19 protein-coding genes are annotated in these 21,136 nt (G+C 54.6%); 16 read left to right on the plus strand and 3 right to left on the minus strand.

Annotation, left to right across the window (positions count from 1 at the left end; translation table 11 throughout):
• The first annotated feature begins 168 nt into the window (after positions 1 to 168).
• Both ACLTX1_RS10540 and ACLTX1_RS10545 read left to right on the plus strand, forming a co-directional pair.
• Positions 169 to 3,114 (plus strand): acyl-CoA dehydratase activase, encoded by a 2,946-nt coding sequence (locus ACLTX1_RS10540; RefSeq protein ID WP_343285373.1) that lies wholly within the window; start codon positions 169 to 171, stop codon positions 3,112 to 3,114.
• Between the two features lie 15 nt (positions 3,115 to 3,129).
• Complete coding sequence (locus tag ACLTX1_RS10545) at positions 3,130 to 4,431, plus strand: 2-hydroxyglutaryl-CoA dehydratase (protein WP_349201650.1); 1,302 nt, start codon at positions 3,130 to 3,132, stop codon at positions 4,429 to 4,431.
• A gap of 264 nt (positions 4,432 to 4,695) precedes the next feature.
• Here the strand turns inward: ACLTX1_RS10545 and ACLTX1_RS10550 are convergent, their stop codons facing one another.
• Positions 4,696 to 5,202: a Gx transporter family protein gene (locus ACLTX1_RS10550; protein WP_412330909.1), complete on the minus strand. Its 507-nt coding sequence runs from the start codon at positions 5,200 to 5,202 to the stop codon at positions 4,696 to 4,698.
• A 244-nt stretch (positions 5,203 to 5,446) separates the two neighbouring features.
• Positions 5,447 to 5,953 (minus strand): SLOG family protein, encoded by a 507-nt coding sequence (locus ACLTX1_RS10555; protein ID WP_412330910.1) that lies wholly within the window; start codon positions 5,951 to 5,953, stop codon positions 5,447 to 5,449.
• A gap of 132 nt (positions 5,954 to 6,085) precedes the next feature.
• On the opposite strand from ACLTX1_RS10555, the gene ACLTX1_RS10560 reads away from it, so the two are divergent.
• The gene (locus tag ACLTX1_RS10560; RefSeq protein WP_412330911.1) at positions 6,086 to 7,174 is read left to right on the plus strand and encodes an FAD:protein FMN transferase; all 1,089 of its coding nucleotides are present in this window, start codon (positions 6,086 to 6,088) and stop codon (positions 7,172 to 7,174) included.
• 13 nt (positions 7,175 to 7,187) lie between these two features.
• Positions 7,188 to 7,556 (plus strand): NusG domain II-containing protein, encoded by a 369-nt coding sequence (locus ACLTX1_RS10565; RefSeq protein WP_308449326.1) that lies wholly within the window; start codon positions 7,188 to 7,190, stop codon positions 7,554 to 7,556.
• A gap of 113 nt (positions 7,557 to 7,669) precedes the next feature.
• On the opposite strand, the gene ACLTX1_RS10570 is transcribed toward ACLTX1_RS10565, so the two are convergent.
• Positions 7,670 to 8,299, minus strand: coding sequence for an AAA family ATPase (locus ACLTX1_RS10570; protein ID WP_176820939.1), 630 nt, complete (start codon positions 8,297 to 8,299; stop codon positions 7,670 to 7,672).
• Positions 8,300 to 8,680: 381 nt separating this feature from the next.
• On the opposite strand from ACLTX1_RS10570, the gene ACLTX1_RS10575 reads away from it, so the two are divergent.
• From ACLTX1_RS10575 to ACLTX1_RS10630, 12 genes are all read left to right on the plus strand, one after another.
• Entirely contained in the window at positions 8,681 to 9,367 is a 687-nt protein-coding gene (locus ACLTX1_RS10575; RefSeq protein WP_308449325.1) for a response regulator transcription factor, read from the plus strand.
• 13 nt (positions 9,368 to 9,380) lie between these two features.
• Positions 9,381 to 10,886 carry a sensor histidine kinase gene (locus tag ACLTX1_RS10580; RefSeq protein WP_412330912.1) on the plus strand — a complete coding sequence of 502 codons (1,506 nt, stop codon included), beginning with the start codon at positions 9,381 to 9,383 and terminating at the stop codon, positions 10,884 to 10,886.
• 485 nt (positions 10,887 to 11,371) lie between these two features.
• The gene (locus ACLTX1_RS10585; RefSeq protein ID WP_343285358.1) at positions 11,372 to 12,310 is read left to right on the plus strand and encodes an L-lactate dehydrogenase; all 939 of its coding nucleotides are present in this window, start codon (positions 11,372 to 11,374) and stop codon (positions 12,308 to 12,310) included.
• A 38-nt stretch (positions 12,311 to 12,348) separates the two neighbouring features.
• Positions 12,349 to 13,143: a CoB--CoM heterodisulfide reductase iron-sulfur subunit B family protein gene (locus ACLTX1_RS10590; protein WP_412330918.1), complete on the plus strand. Its 795-nt coding sequence runs from the start codon at positions 12,349 to 12,351 to the stop codon at positions 13,141 to 13,143.
• A complete protein-coding gene (locus tag ACLTX1_RS10595; RefSeq protein WP_308449322.1) occupies positions 13,140 to 13,526 on the plus strand; it encodes a 4Fe-4S dicluster domain-containing protein in 387 nt (128 codons plus the stop codon). The genes ACLTX1_RS10590 and ACLTX1_RS10595 overlap by 4 nt, the downstream gene beginning before the upstream one ends.
• Positions 13,527 to 13,530: 4 nt before the next feature.
• Positions 13,531 to 15,519, plus strand: coding sequence for a CoB--CoM heterodisulfide reductase iron-sulfur subunit A family protein (locus tag ACLTX1_RS10600; RefSeq protein ID WP_308449321.1), 1,989 nt, complete (start codon positions 13,531 to 13,533; stop codon positions 15,517 to 15,519).
• Positions 15,510 to 15,953, plus strand: coding sequence for a hydrogenase iron-sulfur subunit (locus tag ACLTX1_RS10605; RefSeq protein ID WP_308449320.1), 444 nt, complete (start codon positions 15,510 to 15,512; stop codon positions 15,951 to 15,953). The genes ACLTX1_RS10600 and ACLTX1_RS10605 overlap by 10 nt, the downstream gene beginning before the upstream one ends.
• A complete protein-coding gene (locus ACLTX1_RS10610) occupies positions 15,941 to 16,909 on the plus strand; it encodes a 4Fe-4S dicluster domain-containing protein (protein WP_176820944.1) in 969 nt (322 codons plus the stop codon). The genes ACLTX1_RS10605 and ACLTX1_RS10610 overlap by 13 nt, the downstream gene beginning before the upstream one ends.
• Positions 16,910 to 16,912: 3 nt before the next feature.
• Entirely contained in the window at positions 16,913 to 17,956 is a 1,044-nt protein-coding gene (locus ACLTX1_RS10615; protein ID WP_308449319.1) for a 4Fe-4S dicluster domain-containing protein, read from the plus strand.
• On the plus strand, positions 17,949 to 18,806 hold the full coding sequence (locus tag ACLTX1_RS10620) for an FAD/NAD(P)-binding protein (RefSeq protein ID WP_176820946.1): 858 nt from the start codon (positions 17,949 to 17,951) through the stop codon (positions 18,804 to 18,806). Before ACLTX1_RS10615 ends, ACLTX1_RS10620 begins: the two co-directional genes overlap by 8 nt.
• Positions 18,807 to 18,824: 18 nt before the next feature.
• Positions 18,825 to 19,499: a 4Fe-4S dicluster domain-containing protein gene (locus ACLTX1_RS10625; protein WP_176820947.1), complete on the plus strand. Its 675-nt coding sequence runs from the start codon at positions 18,825 to 18,827 to the stop codon at positions 19,497 to 19,499.
• Between the two features lie 13 nt (positions 19,500 to 19,512).
• Complete coding sequence (locus ACLTX1_RS10630) at positions 19,513 to 21,114, plus strand: FAD-dependent oxidoreductase (protein ID WP_343285357.1); 1,602 nt, start codon at positions 19,513 to 19,515, stop codon at positions 21,112 to 21,114.
• The last annotated feature ends 22 nt before the right edge of the window (positions 21,115 to 21,136 follow it).

Consider the following 21,136-nt stretch of genomic DNA (forward strand, 5'->3'; position numbering starts at 1 on the left):
ACAATCTCGCCGCGGTGCTGCGTATTGAATTGCGCGCGCGCCTGTGGTATCATTAAAAGTATATTTGGGTAATTTTGCGGATATGTAAGAGCTGCCGAAACAGGCGGCATTTATGCGGTACCGGTATACGATGCGGAAAGGGTACCGCAGAAAGGATGAATCAACATGATGAGAATCGGTTTGGACGTTGGTTCCACGACCTTAAAGTGCGTTGTTCTGAACGAGCAGAACGAGGTGCTTTTCAAAAAATATGAGCGTCATCTTTCGCGCATCGTGGAGAAATCCGTTGAGATGCTGCGTGAAGTGGCAGAGCAGTTTCCGAAAGAAAAGGTGCTTTTGAGCATTTCCGGCTCGGCCGGTATGGGCCTTGCAGAGCGCAGTGACATTCAGTTCGTGCAGGAGGTATACGCGACGCGCATTGCGGTGAACCGCCTTGTGCCGGGTACGGATGCGGTCATCGAGCTTGGCGGCGAGGACGCGAAGATTTTGTTCCTTACGGACGGCAATAACGCCTCCGGCCTTGAGGTGCGTATGAACGGCTCCTGCGCGGGCGGCACCGGCGCGTTCATCGACCAGATGGCGACGCTTTTGAACATCACCCCGGATGCGCTCAACACACTTTCGAAAGAGCATGAGAAGATCTATACCATTGCTTCCCGCTGCGGCGTGTTCGCAAAGAGCGATATTCAGCCGCTTTTAAATCAGGGCGCGCAGAAAAAAGACGTGGCGGCAAGCATTCTCTACGCCGTTGTGAACCAGACCGTTGCGGGTCTTGCGCAGGGCAGAGAAATCGCGGGCAAGGTCGTATACCTCGGCGGCCCGATGACGTTTTTAAGCGAGCTGCGCGTGGCGTTTGATAAGACGCTCGGCATTACGGGCATCTGCCCGGAAAATTCGCTGTATTTCGTCGCGTTGGGTGCGGCGTTTGCGGCGGACGGCAATGAGACGACGCTTGCGGAGATCATCAACCGCATTGCGCATTACACGGCAAAGGAAGAATACCGCGCCTGCCCGCCGCTTTTTAAGGACAAGGCGGATTACGAAGCATTCACAAAGCGCCACCTTAACGCCGGCGTTAAGGTGCGCGACACACTGGAGGACGGCGAGCCGGTTTATATCGGCATCGATGCGGGCTCCACGACCGTTAAAGCCGTTGTGACGGATAAGGACGGCAATATTGTTTGTTCGCGCTATATGTCGAACAGCGGCAACCCTGTCCCGCTGATGCGCGAATTCCTGCTTGAAGTTTACACGCGTTTCCCGCAGGCGAAGATCTGCGCCTGCGCGGCGACCGGCTACGGCGAAGACATCATCAAAAACGCGTTTTCCGTCGATTACGGCATCGTAGAGACGATGGCGCACTTCTACGCGGCGCGCGCGTTCAACCCGAAGGTCGATTTCATCATCGACATCGGCGGTCAGGACATCAAGTGCTTCAAGGTCGAAAACGGCGTCATCGACGATATTTTCCTCAACGAGGCTTGTTCCTCCGGCTGCGGCTCGTTCCTCCAGACGTTTGCGGGTGCGCTGGGTTACTCCATTGAAGATTTTGCAAAACTCGGTCTGTTTGCGGATCGCCCGGTCGACCTCGGCTCCCGCTGTACGGTGTTCATGAACTCCTCCGTGAAGCAGGCGCAGAAGGACGGCGCAACGGTGGAGAACATCTCCGCGGGTCTTTCCATCAGCGTTGTCAAGAACGCGCTGTATAAAGTTATCCGTGCGGTCGATTCCAAAGCAATCGGCCGGGAGATCGTCGTGCAGGGCGGTACGTTCCTGAATGACGCCGTGCTGCGCGCGTTTGAGCAGGAGATCGGCCACGATGTCATCCGTCCGACCATTGCGGGCCTGATGGGCGCATACGGTGCTGCACTGTATGCGCACGAAAAAGCACAGGCTGCGGGTAAGGCGACGGAGCTTTCGACGCTTTTGAGCAAGGAAGCGCTCGAAGAATTCACCCACAGCGTAAAGGCCATCACCTGCCGCGGCTGCTCCAACAGCTGCAAGTTGACGGTGAACACCTTTTCCGGCGGACGCAAGTTCATCAGCGGCAACCGCTGTGAAAAGCCGGTGACGGGCGTGAAATCCACCGAAGCGCAGTACAACATGTTTGAAGAAAAGCGCAAGCTGCTCGCGCGCTATACATACAAAGACACGGGCAAGCCGGTCATCGGCATTCCGATGGGCCTCAACATGTACGAGCTTTTGCCGTTCTGGTATAAGTTCTTCACAACGCTCGGCTACGATGTGAAAACGTCACCGGCGTCGAACCGCCAGCTTTATTTAAAGGGTCAGCACACCATTCCGTCCGATACGGCGTGCTTCCCGGCAAAGCTGATGCACGGCCACGTGGAAGCGCTGCTTGACGAGGGCGTGGACGCGGTGTTCTACCCCTGCATGACGTATAACTTTGACGAAAACCTCGGTGACAACCACTATAATTGCCCGGTCGTCGCCTATTACCCGGAGGTCATCTCCTCCAATATCCAGAAATTAAAGGACACCGTCTTCATCGGCGATTACGTTGGCCTGCACCGCAGACACGACTTCCCCGGCAAGATGTACGAGATTTTACGCCGCCACTTCCCGAACGGTACGTTCACGAAAAAAGACGTGAAGAAAGCATCCGACGCGGCGTATGCGGAGTATGACCTCTACATGCGCGCCGTGCGTGCCATCGGCGACAAATTCCTCGCGCTCGCCGAAGAACAGCATAAGCCCGTTATCGTGCTGGCCGGTCGTCCGTATCATGTGGACCCGGAGATCAACCACGGTATTGACGGCCTCATCTGCGACTGCGGCGCGGTCGTTGTGACGGAAGACGCCGTTGCGTGCAAGGAGAAGAAATTCCCGACGAAGGTCCTCAACCAGTGGACGTATCACTCCCGTCTGTACGCGGCTGCAAAGTACGTTGTAGACCGTGCGGATAAGCGCGTGAACCTCATTCAGCTTGTCTCGTTCGGCTGCGGCGTGGACGCCATCACGACCGACGAGGTGCGCGGCATTCTGCACGACGGCGGCAAAATCTACACCCAGCTCAAGATCGACGAGATCACAAACCTCGGCGCGGTGCGTATTCGTCTCCGCAGCCTGTTTGCGGCGCTGGATTTACAGTAAGGGAGGCGCACGAATATGGCTTTTACCGATCGCGTTGAATTTACAAAGGAAATGAAAAAAGAGGGTTATACGATCCTTGCGCCGAACATGGCGCCCATCCATTTCCGTTTATTTGAAAACCTGTTCGCTTCTTACGGCTACAACGTGGAGATTCTCCAGACGCGCGGCCGTCAGATTGTGGACGAGGGTCTGAAATATGTCCACAACGATACCTGCTACCCGGCGCTGCTCACCATCGGCCAGATGATGGACGCGCTGCACAGCGGCAAATATGATCTGCATAAAACGGCGCTCATCATCACCCAGACAGGCGGCGGCTGCCGTGCTTCGAACTACATTCACCTTTTGAGAAAGGCGCTGGAAAAAGACGGCCTTTCGTATATTCCGGTCATTTCGCTCAACATGTCCGGACTCGAGAAAAACAGCGGCTTCAAGCTGACGCTGCCGATGATCCGTAAGGCGCTGGGCGTGCTTGCGTACGGCGACCTTTTGATGCTGCTGCACAACCAGACGAGACCGTATGAGAAAGAGGCGGGCGCGAGCCGGAAGCTTGTGGACGATTGGACGAAAAAGCTGACTGATATGTTCGCAAAGGAAAAGGGCTACTCCGCAAAGGAGATGGAGACGATCCTGCCGCAGATTGCGGAGGATTTTGCGAACGTGCCCGTGACCGGCGAAAAGAAAGTGCGCGTCGGCGTTGTCGGCGAAATTTACGTCAAGTATTCGCCCATCGGCAACAACGATCTGGAAGAGTTCCTGTTCAGCCAGAACTGCGAAACGATGGTGCCGGGTCTGCTTGGCTTCATGCTGTTTAAAGTCGATAACCGCATGGAAGATATTAAGCTTTTCGGCGGCAGCAAGGCGAAGTTTGGGGTTGTGAAGATCCTCTTTGACTACCTCGTCGGCATCGAAAGCCACGTTATCCGCGCCGTGGAGCATGCGAACACCGTTTCTAACCGCTTCACTGTGCCGTCCTCGTATGCGCACCTCAAAAAGCTCATTACAGGCGTCATCGGCTACGGCTGCAAGATGGGCGAGGGCTGGCTCTTAACCGCGGAAATGATGGAGCTTATTGAAAGCGGCTACCCGAATATCATCTGTGCACAGCCGTTCGGCTGCCTGCCGAACCACATCGTCGGCAAGGGCATGATCCGCAGCCTGAAAAACCTGTACCCGAAGTCGAATATTGTGCCGATTGATTACGATCCGGGCGCGACGAAGGTCAACCAGGAGAACCGTATCAAGCTGATGCTGGCGGTTGCAAAGGAAAACATGGAGCAGGCCGAAAAAGAGAACGCTCCGAAAGCGGAAGAATAAGATAAGCTGAAAAACGCCTGTCCTTTTTGCGAGGATAGGCGTTTTTTTGACAGACAACGTGAAACGGCGGTTAAAAGTCTTTGATTAAACTTTCTTCAGAAAGTTTATGGGGTCTCGGGGCAAAGCCCAGAGGCGCGCTCCGCAGAGCGCGAAATCTTTTTGCCTAACGAAAAACTAGGACTGTTCTGACGTAGGGGAACCCGGTTGCATGGGTTCCCTAAAGGGTTCGTACGCGAACCCTTAGAAAATAAGTTTATCATAAAACTATTTCCTCAAAACCGGCAGCTTCTCCAACAGCGGGAGTAAAACCTGCAGCAAAAGCCCGGTACAGATGCCGCAGACGACCGAATACAGCGCGAGTGCGGGAATATACCCCAGCGCGCCGAAGCCAGTCATCCATAACGCGACGAGCAGCTGTGCGAGGTTGTGCCCGAACGCACCGCAGACACCGATGAAGACCGGCGTGAATTTTGTTTTTTTCCACAGTATGCCCATGATGAGCGTGCTCAAAAGCCCGCCGCACAGGCTCATCAGCCCGGCGGAAACACCACGCGCCAAAAACGCAAACAGACCCTTGATCGCCGCAATGAACAGCGCCGCGGGCAGGCCGATAGCGCCGGCGGCGAACATGGTGACAAGGTTTGAAAGCCCGGCTTTTGCGCCCGGCGGCATGCCCGGCAGCGGGGGCAGGAGATTTTCGAGGATTCCCAGCACCAGTGCCAGTGCGCCCAATAGTCCGATGAGCGCGATGCGCTCCGTTTTTTTCTTCATGGATGTCCTTTCGATTTTGAGGTGTTTTTTTCTAAAGGCTCGCGTTGGCTCGCCCTTTCAAGGGACCCCCTAATTGGGTCCCTTGCGGCTAAACTGTCCACTGGACAGTTTAGCCTATCCTCCTGATTTTGAGGTAGGTAAAAAGATTTCGCTTTCTGCGGAAAGCGCTTTAGGGCGCTGCCCTAAAAACCCGCAAGTTTTCTGAAGAAAACTTGACTAAAGACTTTATTCGTCCCGTTCCACGCTACAACAGCGTGAGCTGTTCAACTTCTACGGGGATCAAGTGGATAACCTCAAGTCCCTCTTTTTTCGCTCTTCTTACGGTATAAGCGGTGCCGCCGCGTTTGGCGGCAGGGTCGCGCAGATAGCAGACGCAGTAACCGCTGTGCGCTACCATGGCGTCGTCACGCCGCAGCATACAGTCCGGCGTATACCGTTCAAAAAGGAATTCCGCAGTATCGGCCTGCTTTAAAATTTCACGGTAGCGGCGCTTTTCCGCAAAATGCCAGCGGTCGCTTTGCCCTTTGCACGGCAAAATGAGGTGCAGCCGCACGGGCAGAGCTTCGCGAATTTTCAAGACGGCTTCCGCCGCCATGGTGTCAAATCCTCTTGCGCCGCCGGTGTAAAACTCCGTCACGCCTTTTTCTGCATATAATCTTTGAATTTCGGAGAGCAGCGCCGCGCGGAGCGGTTCCCGGTCTTCGGGCGGAATTTCTCGGTGTCCTGTAAAGCAGCAGGCATTTTTCCGCATGGCACAGCCTCCTTTTCGTTTAATACTCATAGTTTACAGCTTTTTCATACCGCTGTAAAGATGTACGGTGGACTTTAAAACCAATCTGTGCTAAAATTGTTCCGAAACTCAAACGGAAGGAATTTCGTCTTTATGAAAGCAAACGTAAAGCGCCCGGCGCGTTTTTCTTTTAAAACGATTACGGAAAAGAAAGCGAAACATCTGACGCTGATTTTTGTTGCAGTTTTGTTTTTGGTGATCGTTGTCTTGGCGCTGTTTCCGCTTTTGGACCGCGAAGAAGAACGGTACGAGGTGACGACCTACGCCATGGGCAGCTACGTGCAGCAAACCGTTTACGGCGAAAACCGCGAGGACGCGGCCGTGAAAGCGGCGGACGCGGTGGAAGCGCTGGAGCAGAAAATCTCCTGGCGTGTGGCGAACAGCGATATTCAGAAGCTGAATAACAACGCGGGCAAGGACTGGGTGACGCTGAGTGATGAAACGCTGAACGTTTTAACGCAGGCGCAGTCGGTTTCGGAAAAAAGCGGCGGCGCATTCGATGTGACCATTGCGCCGATCTCGCGCTTATGGGACTTTGATGACGAATTGAACGAAGTGCCGGACAGTGACCTCATCACATCCTTACTGTCGTATGTGAATTACTCCTTGCTGCGCATAGACGAAACGGAGCAGGCGGCGTCTTTGAAAAATCTCGGCATGGCGGTGGACCTCGGTTCGGTCGGCAAAGGTGCGGCGTGTGACGCGGCAGTCAGAGCCTACGAAGAAGCGGGCGCAAAAGCGGCTATCATCGCGGTCGGCGGCAGCGTGGGCGTATACGGCGAAAAAAGCTCCGGCAAGCCGTGGAGCGTGGCGGTGCGCGACCCGAACGGTGACGGCTCTCTCGGTTCGGTAACGCTGGCGGAGGGCTTTGTCTCCACCTCCGGCAGCTACGAAAAATACTTTGAGCAGGACGACGTTTTATACCACCATCTGCTCGATCCGAAAACGGGCTACCCGGCAGAAAGCGGCCTTGTTTCCGTGACGGTCGTCGCGAAAAGCGGCGTGCTTTCCGATGCGCTTTCCACAGCGTGCTTTGTGCTCGGCAGAGAAGACGGCATGAAGCTGCTGGAAGAATTCGATGCCGAAGGTATTTTCATCAATTCAGACAACAACATCACGGTGACGGACGGACTGAAAGACCGCTTTACACTTACAAGCCGCGATTACACGCTTGTTTCCTGAAAGAGGGGCTGCGATGGAAAAGCGAAAATTTTCATGGAAAGAAGCGCTCCTGCTCGTTTTGGTGCTCGCTGTGGCGGCAGGCGTGTATCTCTATGCCAAAACGCGCCCGAAGGGGGCAGAGGCCGTCATTGAGCAGGATGGCGAAGTGTACCGCCGCGTTGTGCTGGCCGATTTAAAGGAGCCATTAACGCTGGAAGTGAACGGCGCGGTGATTGAGCTTGACAAAGACGGCGCACATTTCGTTTCGAGCCCGTGCCCGGACAAAATTTGTGTGAACAAGGGGATTATCAAGCGTGCGGGAGAATCTGCCGTGTGCCTGCCGCAGCGCGTGAGTGTGCGCATAGAGGGCGGCGACAGCGAGATAGACTCCGTAACGGGATAAAAGAATATGACCATAGAAAAAGAGACGCACCAAAAGGTACGCCTCTTTTTCTGAAGGGATAAAAAATGAAAAATATAAAAGGTAAGGTAAACTCAAATTGAATGTGCAAAGGCTTACTTCTTTGCGGGCGGCTTGATCTTGCCGATGGCCGTAATGATGATCTCCGCAACCTCGTCAATATCGAATTCGGAAGAATCGATGGTGAGGTGATAATTCGAGAGATCGTCCCAGCGCTTATTCGAGTAGAAGTTGTAGTAATTTGCTCTTTGCTTATCGCGTTTTGTGATAAAATCGGAGACCTTCTTCTCATCGCACAGACCTTTGCTCAAAATGCGCTTGATGCGCGCTTCCTTGTTGGCGTGGATGAAGACGCGGAACACGTTGTCGTACTCGCGCAGGATGTAGTCGCCGCAGCGTCCGATGATGACGCACGGGCCTTTATCCGCAGCCGACTTGATGATGTCGCTTTGAAGAATGAACAGCTTATCGTTGATGGGCATATCGTTGATGCCGGTGATACGGCTTCCGAAGGTGTAGTTTCCCATCACCATGGAATACAAAAGGCTGTTGCCCGCTTTTTCGTCCGCCTTTTCAAAGACTTCCTCGCTCAGCCCGCTCTTTTTTGCCGCCATGGCGATCAGCTGCTTGTCGAGAAGGGGGACATTCAATTTTTCCGCCAGGCGCTCGCCGACCTCGTGGCCGCCGCTTCCGTACTGACGCGCAATGGTAATAATCGGTAACATAGACTCGCCTCCTCGGGTTTCTCAACATAAAGTGTACAAAACACCCGTTCCGCCCATCTCTATGCGATAAAACCGGAAAGGGGATTGTAAAAACACTCTAAAATGATGGAAAATACTTGAATGATTTGTATGTATTTTCTATAAAATATCTTACTCCACTTTTCCCGAAATGTCAACAGGCAATAGAAAAATTTCTTCGTGAAAGAAATAAATCGTGGAAATACTTGAAAACAGGGCCGGATATTTATATAATTTCCACATGGAATAAAAGCGGGAAGGCGCATACGGCATGGCAGTTTTCATTCGGCATTCACCGCTTTTTCACAAAAGTGCGTTATGATACAGGTAAACGGAGCGGAACAGTTAAAAGGAGGCCTTGTCATGTACAGAATTTTAGTCGTGGACGATGAAGCGAAAATTCGCCTGCTCATCCGCAAATACGCGGAGTTTGAGGGGCACGAGGTGACGGAAGCGGAAAACGGCATGGAGGCGGTGCGCCTGTTCCGCAGAACGCCCGATGCGTTCGATATTGTCATCATGGATGTGATGATGCCGGAGCTTGACGGTTTTTCGGCCGTGGCGGAGATTAAGAAGATTGCATCGCCGGCCGTCATCATGCTTTCCGCACGCGGCGAGGAGTATGATAAAATCCATGGCTTTGAACTCGGCGTGGACGATTATGTCGTGAAGCCGTTCTCTCCGAAAGAGCTGATGATGCGCGTTGCCGCTGTGATGAGCCGTGTGCAGCGCACCGCAATACCGAAGCACGAGTTGTTCCGGGCGGAGGGCCTGACAATCGATTTTACCGGACGGATCGTCACGGTGGACGGCGTGCGTGCCGATTTGTCCCCGAAGGAATATGACCTGCTGTTTTACATGGTCAACAACCGCAACATCGCCCTCACACGCGAAATGCTTATCACAAATGTTTGGGGGTATGATTTCTACGGTGACGACCGCACGCTGGATACGCACATCAAGCTGCTGCGCCGCAGCCTCGGCCCGTACAGTAAATTCATTGTGACGCTGCGCGGTGTGGGTTATCGCTTTGAAACGCACGGCGCATAAGGACGGCGGGACTATGGGCGAACAGACAGTAAAGAAGCATAAATTCAAAAAATGGCGCAAGCCGGGCATACGCATGCAGGTCATGCTGGGGTTCGTGCTGTTTACGGCGATTATTGTGACGCTGTTGTGGACATTTCAAATCACACTGCTCAACACATTTTATAAAGCCATCAAGGTCAATGAGGTGCGCAGCGTGGCGAACCGTGTGGTGGCGATGCTGGACGAAAGTGCTTCTGCGAACGATTATTTTGAAGTGACGCGTTCGACGAATATTTCTATCCTCATTTCCAACAGCGACGGCTCAAATGTGTCGTTTTCCCCGGCGGCGCGCGGCGGCGTGCTGGAGCGCTTTGATTACCTCGATTGCAAGCAGCTTTTCACCGAGGTGAAAGCGGCGGGCGGCAGCGTGATGGACGACAACATCACAGACCCGACGAGCACTATAGAACGGCAGGATCGCACGATCATTTACGCGCAGACCGTCACGCTTTCGAGCGGGAACGAGTATCTTGTGCTGCTGTCCTGCGACGTGATCCCGGTTGATTCCACGGTGGAAACGCTGAAAATACAATTGTGGTGTCTGACGGGCGTAATGATCCTGCTTTCGTTCGGGCTGGCACTGTTTATCTCTTCGCGTCTTTCAAAGCCCTTGGAACAGATGAACGAATCTGCAAAGCAGCTGGGCGAGGGAAAATATGACATCCGTTTCCCGGAACAGGGCGCAAGAGAGGTGGCGGAGCTTGCCGCGACACTGAACTATGCCGCGGCGGAGCTGAGCAAGGTTGAAGATCTGCGCCGCGAGCTGATCGCCAATGTTTCGCACGATCTGCGCACGCCGCTGACGATGATCTCCGGCTATGCCGAGGTGATGCGCGACATTCCGGGCGAAAACACGCCGGAAAACGTGCAGATCGTCATCGACGAAGCAAACCGCCTGACAGGCATCGTCAACGACCTTTTAGATCTCTCTAAATTACAGGCGGGCGCATTGACGCTGACGGTTTCCGAATTCAATTTGACGGAGGATATCCGCAATACGCTGCACCGCTACGACAAGTTGGCGGATTTCAGCTTCCCGTTCACGTATGACCGCACGGTGTATGTCTGCGCCGATCAGCTGAAAATTTCACAGGTGCTGTATAACCTTGTGAACAACGCCATCAACTATTCGGGCGGGAACAAGACCGTGTATATCGACCAGACCGTGACGGAAAGCACCGTGCGCGTATCTATTCGCGATACGGGCGAGGGTATACCGGCGGATAAATTGCAGTACATCTGGGATCGCTACTATAAGGTCGATAAGGAGCACAAACGCGCACAGGTCGGCACGGGATTGGGGCTTTCCATCGTGAAGAAAATTCTGGACCTGCACGGCGGGCGGTACGGCGTCGCGAGCGTGGAGGGTAAAGGCAGCACATTCTGGTTTGAACTGCCGGTGCTACGTACGGAGTCTTTGATTCTGCCGGAACCGCCGACGTTACCGGAACAAAAAGCTGACGTGGAACGGGGCGAATAAAGTTTTCGCCAGCCTTTTTCAAAAGGCTGCGGAAACCCGGTCAATGGGTTTCCCAAACGGCGTTACGAAACATTGTCAGAAAGATGTTCACAGTCGGCTGAATTAAACTGAAAACAGCAAGCGTAAACGAACTAAAAGCGTACCCGAAGGTGATTTGGGCGCGCTTTTTTCGCACAGAGAACGAAACACGGAATTCGTATTTGTGAAAGATGTATCAAACTCAAAAGAGGCCCGCGCGGCTTTTGTTTTACTTTCTGAAAAAGCCGTAAATTCCGATATTTTCATATAGAAAAATCGCGAAAATGCTTGATAAAAAGATATCGATATGATAGAATTTATTAGGCTGAGTATGTACCCCGTGAGTGGGGAAAGGGGAAAACTGTGTTTTACCCCCTTTGTTTTCATGTAACTCAGAAGATCCCGCCCGTGGAGGAACATTGTGCTTCCCATCGGGCACAGCACAGGAAGGGAAGTGATCCGGGACAATGAAAAGCAAAATCACCGTAATTGGTGCCGGTAGCGTAGGCGCAACCATTGCATATACGCTTTCCAACGAAGACATCGCAACGGAGATTGTCCTGATCGACATCAACAAGCAAAAGGCAGAGGGCGAAGTGATGGATATCATTCAGGGCACCTGCTTCCGCGACCCGATTTCCATTAAATCGGGAGATTACGAGGATGCAAAGGACTCCAACATCGTCATCATTACGTCCGGCGTGGCCAGAAAACCCGGTCAGTCGCGCCTTGAATTGACGCAGACGAATGTCGACATCATCAAAAGCATTGCACCGAACATCGCAAAGGCCGCACCGAACGCGCTGTACATCATCGTCAGCAATCCGGTGGACATCATCACCTACGTGTTCATGAAAATCTCCGGCATCCCGGAAAACCAGATCATCGGCTCCGGTACCGCGCTGGATACCGCGCGTTTGCGTTTCGGACTTGCCAGCCACTTTAACATTGCGCAGAAGAACATTCATGCCTATGTTTTCGGTGAGCACGGTGATTCTTCCTTTATCCCGTGGTCGTGCGCAGAGGTTTCCGGTGCGAAACTGGACGACTATGTGGAGCTGATGCATGCCCTGCCCGTGGACAAGGACGCCATGGCGGAGTATGTACATAAATCCGGCGGCGAGATCATCAAGAACAAGGGCGCCACGTTCTACGCGGTCACGGTTTCCGTGTGCAGACTGTGCAGCATGCTGCTTTCCGCATACAATTCCATCGTGACCGTTTCCACCATGATGCACGGCGAATACGGGTTAGAGGACGTGTGCATCAGCACACTCGCCATTGTGGGCCCGAACGGCGTGCAGGGCAAGCTGCCTGTGAGGCTGACGGAGGACGAAATGCAAAAACTCCACGCTTCCGCAGACAAGCTGAAAGAAACCATCGGTCAAATTTATTTTGAAGCATAACCCAAAATCAATTTATAGAAAGGATGACAGGAGTAGCTATGAAGTACAGCTATTATCCGGGATGTACCTTGAGAACGAAGGCAAAGGATCTTGACGCCTATGCCAGAGCTTCCGCAAAGGCGCTCGGATTTGAATTGGAAGAAATCGAAAACTGGCAGTGCTGCGGCGGTGTCTACCCGCTCGGGTCCGACGAGATCGCAACAAAACTTTCCTCCGTCCGCGCTTTGAACGAAGCGAAGGAAAAGGGCCAGGACCTCGTGACGCTTTGCTCCGCATGTCATCATGTCATCAAAAGAGTCAACGACGACATGAGAAACGTGGAGGACATCCGCACGAGAGCCAACAACTACATGCAGCTTGACGAGCCCTATGCCGGCGAGACGAATGTGCTGCATTACCTTGAAGTTCTGCGCGACCGCGTGGGCTTTGACGAACTGAAGAAAAAGGTCGTCAACCCGTTAAAGGGCAGAAAGATCGGCGCATATTACGGCTGCCTGCTGCTCAGACCGAGCACCGTGCTGGCCTTTGACGATCCGGAGAACCCGAAGATCATTGAAGACTTCATTCGTGCCATCGGCGCAGAGCCGGTCGTATATCCGTACCGCAACGAGTGCTGCGGCGGCTATATCTCCCTTAAAGAAAAAGAAATGAGCGGCCGTATGAGCTGCAATATCGTAGACAGCGCAGCCGGTGCAGGCGCGGAAATGCTCATCACGGCATGTCCACTCTGCATGTATAATCTCAACAAGAGCGGCAGCGGCAAGATCCCGGTGTATTACTTCACCGAGCTTCTCGCAGAGGCCCTTGGCGTGAAAGAGGAGGCGTTAAAGTGAGCATCAGCAAACAGGCGGAGCAGATCCGCGAGATCAGCGGCGTCAACCCCTACAAGTGCATGAAGTGCGGCAAATGTTCCGCATCCTGCCCGTCGTTCAACGAAATGGACATTAAGCCTCACCAGTTCGTTTCCTATGTGCTGAATGACGACATTGAGTCCCTTGTGAATTCCAAGTCCCTTTGGAAGTGCCTTTCCTGCTTTGCCTGCATTGAGCGCTGCCCGAGAGACGTTAAGCCCGGCAAGCTCATCGATGCGGCAAGACAGCTTGTCGTGCGCCAGCGCGGTGAAGCATATCTTACGCCGGACGAGATCCCGGAGCTTTTGGATCCGGATCTGCCCCAGCAGCTCCTTGTGAGCGCGTTCAGAAGATACAGGAGGTGATAGCGTGCAGAGAATTGGTGTATTTGTGTGCCATTGCGGCAGCAACATCGCAGCTACGGTAGATGTAAAGAAAGTCGTAGAAATGGTCAGTCATGAACCGGGTGTCGTGCACGCGGAAGATTATCAGTACATGTGCTCCGAGGTCGGCCAAGCGAAGATCATCGAAGCCATCCGCGAAAAACACCTGACCGGTCTTGTGGTTTGTTCCTGCTCCCCGCGTATGCACGAGACGACTTTCCGCAAAACGGCGGAAAGAGCCGGCCTCAACCCGTACATGGTCGAGATTGCAAACATCCGTGAGCACTGCTCCTGGATCCACAAGAACATGGAAGAAGCGACCGAAAAGGCCGTCATCCTTGCCAGAGCGGCTATCGCAAAGGTCAATCTTGACGCGCCGCTGTTCCCGGGCGAAAGCCGCGTAACAAAGCGCGCGCTCGTCATCGGCGGCGGTATCGCAGGCATTCAGACTGCGCTCGACATTGCAGACGCAGGCTATGAAGTCGATATCGTTGAGAAGACCCCCAGCATCGGCGGTCGTATGAGCCAGCTCGATAAGACGTTCCCGACGCTCGACTGCTCCGCATGTATTTTGACCCCGAAAATGGTGGAGGCTTCCGCAAACGAGAAGATTCATCTGTATACATACAGCGAAGTGGAGAAGGTCTCCGGCTTCGTGGGTGATTTCACCGTGGACATCCGCAAGAAGGCGCGCAGCGTCGATATGTCTAAGTGCACCGGCTGCGGCGTCTGCCAGGAGAAATGCCCTTCCAGAAAGACCCCGAGCGAATTCAACCGCGGCTTGAACACGAGAAGCGCTATTTATACCCCGTTCGCACAGGCAATCCCGAACGTCCCGGTCATCGACCGTGAAGCTTGCATCAAGTTCAAGACCGGCAAGTGCGGTCTGTGCCAGAAGGTTTGTCAGGCGGGCGCCATCGATTACGAGCAGAAGGATGAAATCGTTACCGAGAAGTACGGCGCTATCGTTGTCGCTACCGGCTTCGATACCATCAAGCTCGATAAGTACGACGAGTACGCATACAACCAGAGCAAGGATGTCATCACGTCCCTCGAGCTCGAGCGCATCATGAACGCGGCAGGTCCCACGAAGGGTCATCTGGAGCGCCTTTCCGACGGCAAGCACCCGAAGAATATGGTGTTCATCCAGTGTGTAGGCAGCCGTTGCTCCGATAAGCGCGGTAAGAGCTACTGCTCCAAGATTTGCTGCATGTACACGGCAAAGCACGCCATGCTGATCCGTGATAAATACCCGGACGTCAACGTAACGGTGTTCTACATCGACGTGCGTACCCCCGGTAAGAACTTCGATGAGTTCTACCGCCGCGCCGTGGAAGATTACGGCGTAAACTACATCAAGGGTCAGGTCGGCAAGGTCATGCCGCAGCCGAACGGCCAGCTGCTTGTGCAGGGCGTTGATCTGCTCGACAACAAGCAGATCCTGATGGAAGCGGATATGGTCGTCCTCGCAACGGCGATTGAGCCGAACGCGGACGTGCGCCGCATTGCGACCATGCTGACCGCCAGCATCGATACCAATAACTTCCTCACCGAGGCTCACGCAAAGCTGCGCCCGGTCGAGTCCCCGACGGCGGGCGTATTCCTCTCCGGCGTATGCCAGGGCCCGAAGGATATTCCGGAAACGGTCGCGCAGGCAGGCGCGGCGGCTGTTAAGGCCATCGGTCTGCTCGCGAAGGATAAGCTGATGACGAACCCGTGCACCGCTAAGAGCGACGAGCTGCTCTGCAACGGCTGCTCGCAGTGCGCAAACGTCTGCCCCTACGGCGCAATCAGCTATGAGACAAAGCTCATCAACGACCACGGCATCCGTGAAGATCGCCGCGTAGCCGTTGTCAACAGTGCGCTGTGCCAGGGCTGCGGTGCCTGCACCGTTACCTGCCCGTCCGGCGCAATGGATCTGCAGGGCTTTGCAAACAGACAGATTCTTGCGGAGGTGGATGCAATATGTCGATAACAGCAAACGAAGAGTTCAAGCCGAAGATCGTTGCGTTCTGCTGCAACTGGTGCAGCTACGCCGGCGCAGACCTTGCAGGCAGCAGCCGCTTGGTTTATCCGGCAGACGTTAAGATCATCCGCGTGCCGTGCTCCTGCCGTGTGAACCCCATGTTCATCCTGCATGCTTTTGAAAAGGGCGCAGACGGCGTTATCCTGTGCGGCTGCCACCCGGGCGACTGCCATTACAGCACCGGCAACTACTATGCCAGAAGAAGAATGGCGCTTCTGTTCTCTATGCTCGATTACATCGGCGTGGAGCACGGACGCACCCGTGTGGAATGGGTCTCCGCAGCAGAGGGCGTAAAGTTCTCCCAGACCATGAATGAGTTCGTGGCGAAGATTACTTCGCTCGGCAAGAACGTCAGACTGGAGGATTTGAGATGCAGGAAATGATCAACCGCGCAAAAGAGCTGCTCAGCGATGGCACCGTAAACCGTGTGCTCGGCTGGCGTCGTGGCGATATGTCCTATAACCCGGAGCCGTCTTACTTTGAGACGGCGGAGGATCTGGACGCAAACTTCGTCTACAACGGCTTCTGCGGCGCGAACCTCAGTAAATATATGATCGAGGGCTCGAAGCTTGAGGGCAAGACGCTTGTCTTCCTGAAGCCCTGCGATTCTTACAGCTTCAACCAGCTCATAGCAGAGCACCGCGTAGACCGTGATAAGGCTTACATTATCGGTGTCGGCTGCATGGGCAAGCTCAGCTTCGAGAAGATCAAGGAGCAGGGCGTTAAGGGCATCACGAACATCACGATCGATGATGCAAACGAGAACATCACCGTGGAGACGCTCTACGGCGAAAAGACGCTCGCCTATAAGGATTGCATGCTGGAGCGCTGCCATGTCTGCAAGGGCAAGGAGCACCAGATTTTCGACGAGACCATCGGCGAGAGCCGCGACACAAAGGACGCAGACCGCTTTGCAGAGGTCGAGAAGATCGAAGCCATGAGCCCGGAAGAAAAGTTCGCTTTCTTCCAGAATGAGCTCAGCCGCTGCATCCGCTGCAACGCCTGCCGCAATGTGTGTCCGGCGTGCAGCTGCCGCAAGTGCGTCTTCGACAGCACGAAGTTTGACAGCGCACAGAAGGCGAACGTGGACTCCTTTGAGGAGAGAATGTTCCACATCATCCGTGCATTCCACGTTGCCGGCCGCTGCACAGACTGCGGCGAGTGCAGCCGCGTATGTCCGCAGGGCATTCCGCTGCATCTCTTCAACCGCAAGTTCATCAAGGATATCGACGAATTTTACGGTGAGTTCCAGGCCGGTGTCGATCCGGAGGCAAAGAGCCCGCTGACGAGCTTTACCTTCAACGACGTAGAGCCGGGCGTTACCGGGGGAAGGAGATAAGCCATGTTCAAGATTGCAAAAAGTAAGCTGCCCGAGCTGCTGAAAGCGATCGCGGCACAGCAGGAGCTGTTCCTGCCGGTGAACAACAACGGTCAGGTCAACTTCGCCGCGTGGTTTGAAGGCTGCAATGCAGACATTGAAACACTTAAGACGGTGAAATCTCCGAAAGATATGTTTTTCCCGCAGAGCGAGACACTTTACACGGTCAAAAAAGAACAGCACAAGCTCTCTGTTGAGCCGCAGACGCTTGCAGATCAGAACTTCGTCGCGTTCGGCATGAAGGCCTGCGACATTCAGGGCATTAAGGTCCTCGATAAGGTCTTCCTCGCTGAGCCGGTCGATACGTTCTACCGCGCAAGACGCGAGCACGGCACCATCGTGGCGCTTGCCTGCCACGAGCCGGAGGAGTCCTGCTTCTGTAAGGTTTTCGGCGTTGACTGCGCTGAGCCGGACGCCGATGTCGTCATGTGGAACGCAAACGACACGCTCTACTGGAAAGCTGTAACGGACAAGGGCACTGCCCTCACCGAAGCGCTCTCCGGCGTGCTCGAAAATGCCGACGCAGCAGACGAAAAGGCCGTGGAGACCGAACAGGAGAACATCCGCGCAATCGTAGAGAAGCTGCCGTACACGAACCTCTCTCTCGAGGGTTGGAACGGCAACGTCACCGAAGAAAAATTCAACTCCCCCGTTTGGGAGAAGCTTTATAAGCCGTGCCTTGCGTGCGGCACCTGCACCTTTGTGTGCCCCACCTGCCAGTGCTATGATATCAAGGACTACGACACGGGCCACGGCATTCAGCGTTATCGCTGCTGGGACTCCTGCATGTACTCCGACTTTACGATGATGGCGCACGGCAACAACAGAACGAGCCAGATGCAGCGCTTCCGTCAGCGTTTCATGCATAAGCTCGTGTACTTCCCGGCGAATAACGACGGCATGTATTCCTGCGTAGGCTGCGGCCGCTGCGTGGAAAAGTGCCCGTCCTCGCTCAATATCGTGAAGGTCATCAAGGCGTTTGAAAAGGAGGCTGCAAACCATGAGTGATACCTGTCATTGCCATGATAACTATGTAAAAGACGTTCTGATCCCGCAGGTCGGCGTCATCACGGACATCCGTGAGGAGACCCCGGACGTCAAGACGTTCCGCGTCAATGCGCCGGAGGGCGGCAAGCTCTTCGAGCATATGCCCGGCCAGTGCGCTATGCTGTGCGCACCGGGCGTCAGCGAGGGTATGTTCTCCATCACCTCTTCGCCGACGAACAAAGAATACCAGGAATTCAGCATCAAGAAGTGCGGTCAGCTTACAGACTACCTGCACAGCCTTGAGGTGGGCGATGAGATTACCGTGCGCGGCCCGTACGGCAACCATTTCCCGGTAGAAGACAAATTAAAGGGCAAGAACCTGCTCTTTATCGCCGGCGGCATCGGTCTTGCACCGTTGCGTTCTGTCATCAACTACGTGCTCGACAACCGCAGTGATTACGGCACCGTAGATATTCTGTACGGTTCCCGTTCCAAGGACGACCTTGTACAGCTGAAGGAAATTCAGGACGTATGGATGAAGACGGAAGGCGTGAACGTATATCTCACGATCGACCGCGAGCAGGAGGGCTGGGACGGCCACGTCGGCTTTGTTCCGGCATACCTCAAGGAGCTCGGCTTCGATACAAACAAAACGGCGCTGCTTTGCGGACCTCCGATCATGATCAAATTCTGCTTAGCATCGCTGATTGAAATGGGCTTCTCGAAAGAACAGGTCTACACCACGCTGGAGCTGCGCATGAAGTGCGGCATCGGCAAGTGCGGCCGCTGCAACATCGGTTCCAAGTATGTCTGCAAGGACGGCCCGGTGTTCCGCTGCGACGAGATCGACGAGCTGCCGAACGAGTATTAAGAAAGGGGTTGGCGTAACATGGAAAATATGGTAAATGTATATTTTTTCGGTAAGAAGTACAGCGTCCCCGCAGACCTCACGATTATGACCGCTATGGAGTATGCCGGTTATACGCTGAAAAGAGGCTGCGGCTGCCGTCACGGTTTCTGCGGCGCCTGCGCAACTATCTACCGCATTAAGGGTGTGAACGAGCTGAAGACCTGCCTTGCCTGCCAGACACAGGTGCAGGAGGGCATGTATGTTGCAAGCATTCCGTTCTTCCCCACAGACAAGCGTACTTATGACATCAACGAGATCAAGCCGAACCAGCAGATCATGATGGAGCTTTATCCGGAAATTTACAGCTGCATCGGCTGCAACGCCTGCACAAAGGCCTGCACGCAGAACCTGAACGTTATGCAGTACATTGCATACGCACAGCGCGGCGAGCTTGAAAAGTGCGCAGAAGAGTCCTTCGACTGCGTAAGCTGCGGCTGCTGCACCGTCAGATGTCCCGCGGGCATCTCTCACCCGATGGTCGGCCTGCTGGCAAGACGTCTCACCGGCAAGTACATCGAGCCGGAGAGCAAGCACCTGACAAAGCGTGTTGAAGAGATCCACGAGGGTGCATACGACGAGCTGATTGAGCAGATCATGCAGAAGCCGATCACCGAGATGCAGGAGCTCTATAACAACAGAGAGATCGAGAAATAAGGAGGGTATAGCCATGTTTACACCGGAAATGCTTGCCTCTGTCAAAAAAGTAGAGGCAACCAGACAGGAACGCCTGGGCATGGAACCCAGACGTATGACCGCAGAAGAAAAGGATGCCCTTCTGAAGGCGTACCATCCTGATTACAGAGAAGACGGCTTCGATACCATTAAGATCGGCCCGAACAAGGGTGAGAAGGTACCGAAGGAGCTTGGTCATCTGCTGCACTCCAACAGCCGTTTGCTCCACCACCCGATCGATCTGACGAAGATCGATTACGACACCGACGTGCTCATCATCGGCGGCGGCGGCGCAGGTGCTTCCGCAGCTATTGAGGCGGACAACGCAGGTGCGAAGGTCATGATCGTGACAAAGCTGCGCATCGGTGATGCGAACACGATGATGGCAGAAGGCGGCATTCAGGCTGCCGATAAAGAGAACGATTCCCCGGTTCAGCATTACCTCGACGCATTCGGCGGCGGCCACTTCGCTGCCCGCCCGGAACTGTTGCGCCGCCTTGTTATGGAAGCTCCGGACGCCATCAAGTGGCTGAATGAGCTCGGCGTTATGTTCGATAAGACCGAAGACGGCACTATGGTCACCACCCACGGCGGCGGCACCTCCAGAAAGAGAATGCACGCCTGCAAGGACTACTCTGGTGCGGAGATCATGCGTACCCTGCGCGACGAAGTTATTAACCGCGGCATCCCGGTCGTTGAGTTTACCTCTGCTGTTGAGCTCATCAAGGACGAAAAGGGTCAGGTAGCGGGCGCTGTTCTCCTCAACATGGAGACCGGCGACTACATGGTCGCACGTGCAAAGACCGTCATCATCGCCACCGGCGGTGCGGGACGTCTGCACTACCAGAACTTCCCGACCTCCAACCATTACGGCGCAACGGCCGACGGCCTTGTGCTCGGCTACCGTGCAGGCGCTCCGCTGCTGTATCAGGATACCATTCAGTATCACCCGACCGGCGTTGCGTTCCCGGCACAGATCTACGGCGCACTCGTAACGGAGAAGGTTCGCTCCCTCGGCGCAATGCTCGTCAACGTAGACGGCGAAGCGTTCATGCATCCGCTGGAGACCCGCGACGTTGCTGCGGCTTCCATCATCCGTGAGTGCACAGACCGCCACAAGGGCGTTACCACCCCGCTGGGCTCCGGCGTTTGGCTCGATACCCCGATGATCGAGCAGATCGGCGGCGAGGGCACCATTGAGAAGCGTATCCCGGCTATGCTGCGCATGTACCTGAACTATGACATCGATATGCGCAAGAGCCCGATTCTCGTTTACCCGACGCTCCACTACCAGAACGGCGGCCTCGAGATCGGCGGCGACGGATTCACAAAGGCTATCAGTAACCTGCTCGTTGCAGGCGAGGCTGTCGGCGGCATTCACGGCCGCAACCGTCTGATGGGCAACTCCCTGCTCGACATCATCGTATTTGGCCGCAATGCCGGTAAGGCTGCTGCCGCAAAGGCGAAGGAGACCGAGCTCGGCACCCTTACCCTCAAGCATATTGAGGACTATGCAGAAGAGCTGAAGAGCGCAGGCATCGAATCCGAGGATGTTTCCCCGCTGCTGCTGCCGCATTACGCTCGTCACGAGAGATAATTTTTTCCGGAAAGGAATGGAT

Origin of the sequence: Hominenteromicrobium sp., assembly GCF_046974225.1 — a bacterium.
GTDB classification, from domain to species: Bacteria; Bacillota; Clostridia; order Oscillospirales; family Acutalibacteraceae; genus Hominenteromicrobium; species Hominenteromicrobium mulieris.

What these genes read in the sequence shown, in the direction of transcription:
- ACLTX1_RS10540 (WP_343285373.1), top strand. Translation starts at nt 169, where the DNA reads ATGAGAATCGGTTTGGACGTTGGTTCCACGACCTTAAAGTGCGTTGTT.
- ACLTX1_RS10545 (WP_349201650.1), top strand. Translation starts at nt 3,130, where the DNA reads ATGGCTTTTACCGATCGCGTTGAATTTACAAAGGAAATGAAAAAAGAG.
- ACLTX1_RS10550 (WP_412330909.1), bottom strand. Translation starts at nt 5,202, where the DNA reads ATGAAGAAAAAAACGGAGCGCATCGCGCTCATCGGACTATTGGGCGCA.
- ACLTX1_RS10555 (WP_412330910.1), bottom strand. Translation starts at nt 5,953, where the DNA reads ATGCGGAAAAATGCCTGCTGCTTTACAGGACACCGAGAAATTCCGCCC.
- ACLTX1_RS10560 (WP_412330911.1), top strand. Translation starts at nt 6,086, where the DNA reads ATGAAAGCAAACGTAAAGCGCCCGGCGCGTTTTTCTTTTAAAACGATT.
- ACLTX1_RS10565 (WP_308449326.1), top strand. Translation starts at nt 7,188, where the DNA reads ATGGAAAAGCGAAAATTTTCATGGAAAGAAGCGCTCCTGCTCGTTTTG.
- ACLTX1_RS10570 (WP_176820939.1), bottom strand. Translation starts at nt 8,299, where the DNA reads ATGTTACCGATTATTACCATTGCGCGTCAGTACGGAAGCGGCGGCCAC.
- ACLTX1_RS10575 (WP_308449325.1), top strand. Translation starts at nt 8,681, where the DNA reads ATGTACAGAATTTTAGTCGTGGACGATGAAGCGAAAATTCGCCTGCTC.
- ACLTX1_RS10580 (WP_412330912.1), top strand. Translation starts at nt 9,381, where the DNA reads ATGGGCGAACAGACAGTAAAGAAGCATAAATTCAAAAAATGGCGCAAG.
- ACLTX1_RS10585 (WP_343285358.1), top strand. Translation starts at nt 11,372, where the DNA reads ATGAAAAGCAAAATCACCGTAATTGGTGCCGGTAGCGTAGGCGCAACC.
- ACLTX1_RS10590 (WP_412330918.1), top strand. Translation starts at nt 12,349, where the DNA reads ATGAAGTACAGCTATTATCCGGGATGTACCTTGAGAACGAAGGCAAAG.
- ACLTX1_RS10605 (WP_308449320.1), top strand. Translation starts at nt 15,510, where the DNA reads ATGTCGATAACAGCAAACGAAGAGTTCAAGCCGAAGATCGTTGCGTTC.
- ACLTX1_RS10610 (WP_176820944.1), top strand. Translation starts at nt 15,941, where the DNA reads ATGCAGGAAATGATCAACCGCGCAAAAGAGCTGCTCAGCGATGGCACC.
- ACLTX1_RS10615 (WP_308449319.1), top strand. Translation starts at nt 16,913, where the DNA reads ATGTTCAAGATTGCAAAAAGTAAGCTGCCCGAGCTGCTGAAAGCGATC.
- ACLTX1_RS10620 (WP_176820946.1), top strand. Translation starts at nt 17,949, where the DNA reads ATGAGTGATACCTGTCATTGCCATGATAACTATGTAAAAGACGTTCTG.
- ACLTX1_RS10625 (WP_176820947.1), top strand. Translation starts at nt 18,825, where the DNA reads ATGGAAAATATGGTAAATGTATATTTTTTCGGTAAGAAGTACAGCGTC.
- ACLTX1_RS10630 (WP_343285357.1), top strand. Translation starts at nt 19,513, where the DNA reads ATGTTTACACCGGAAATGCTTGCCTCTGTCAAAAAAGTAGAGGCAACC.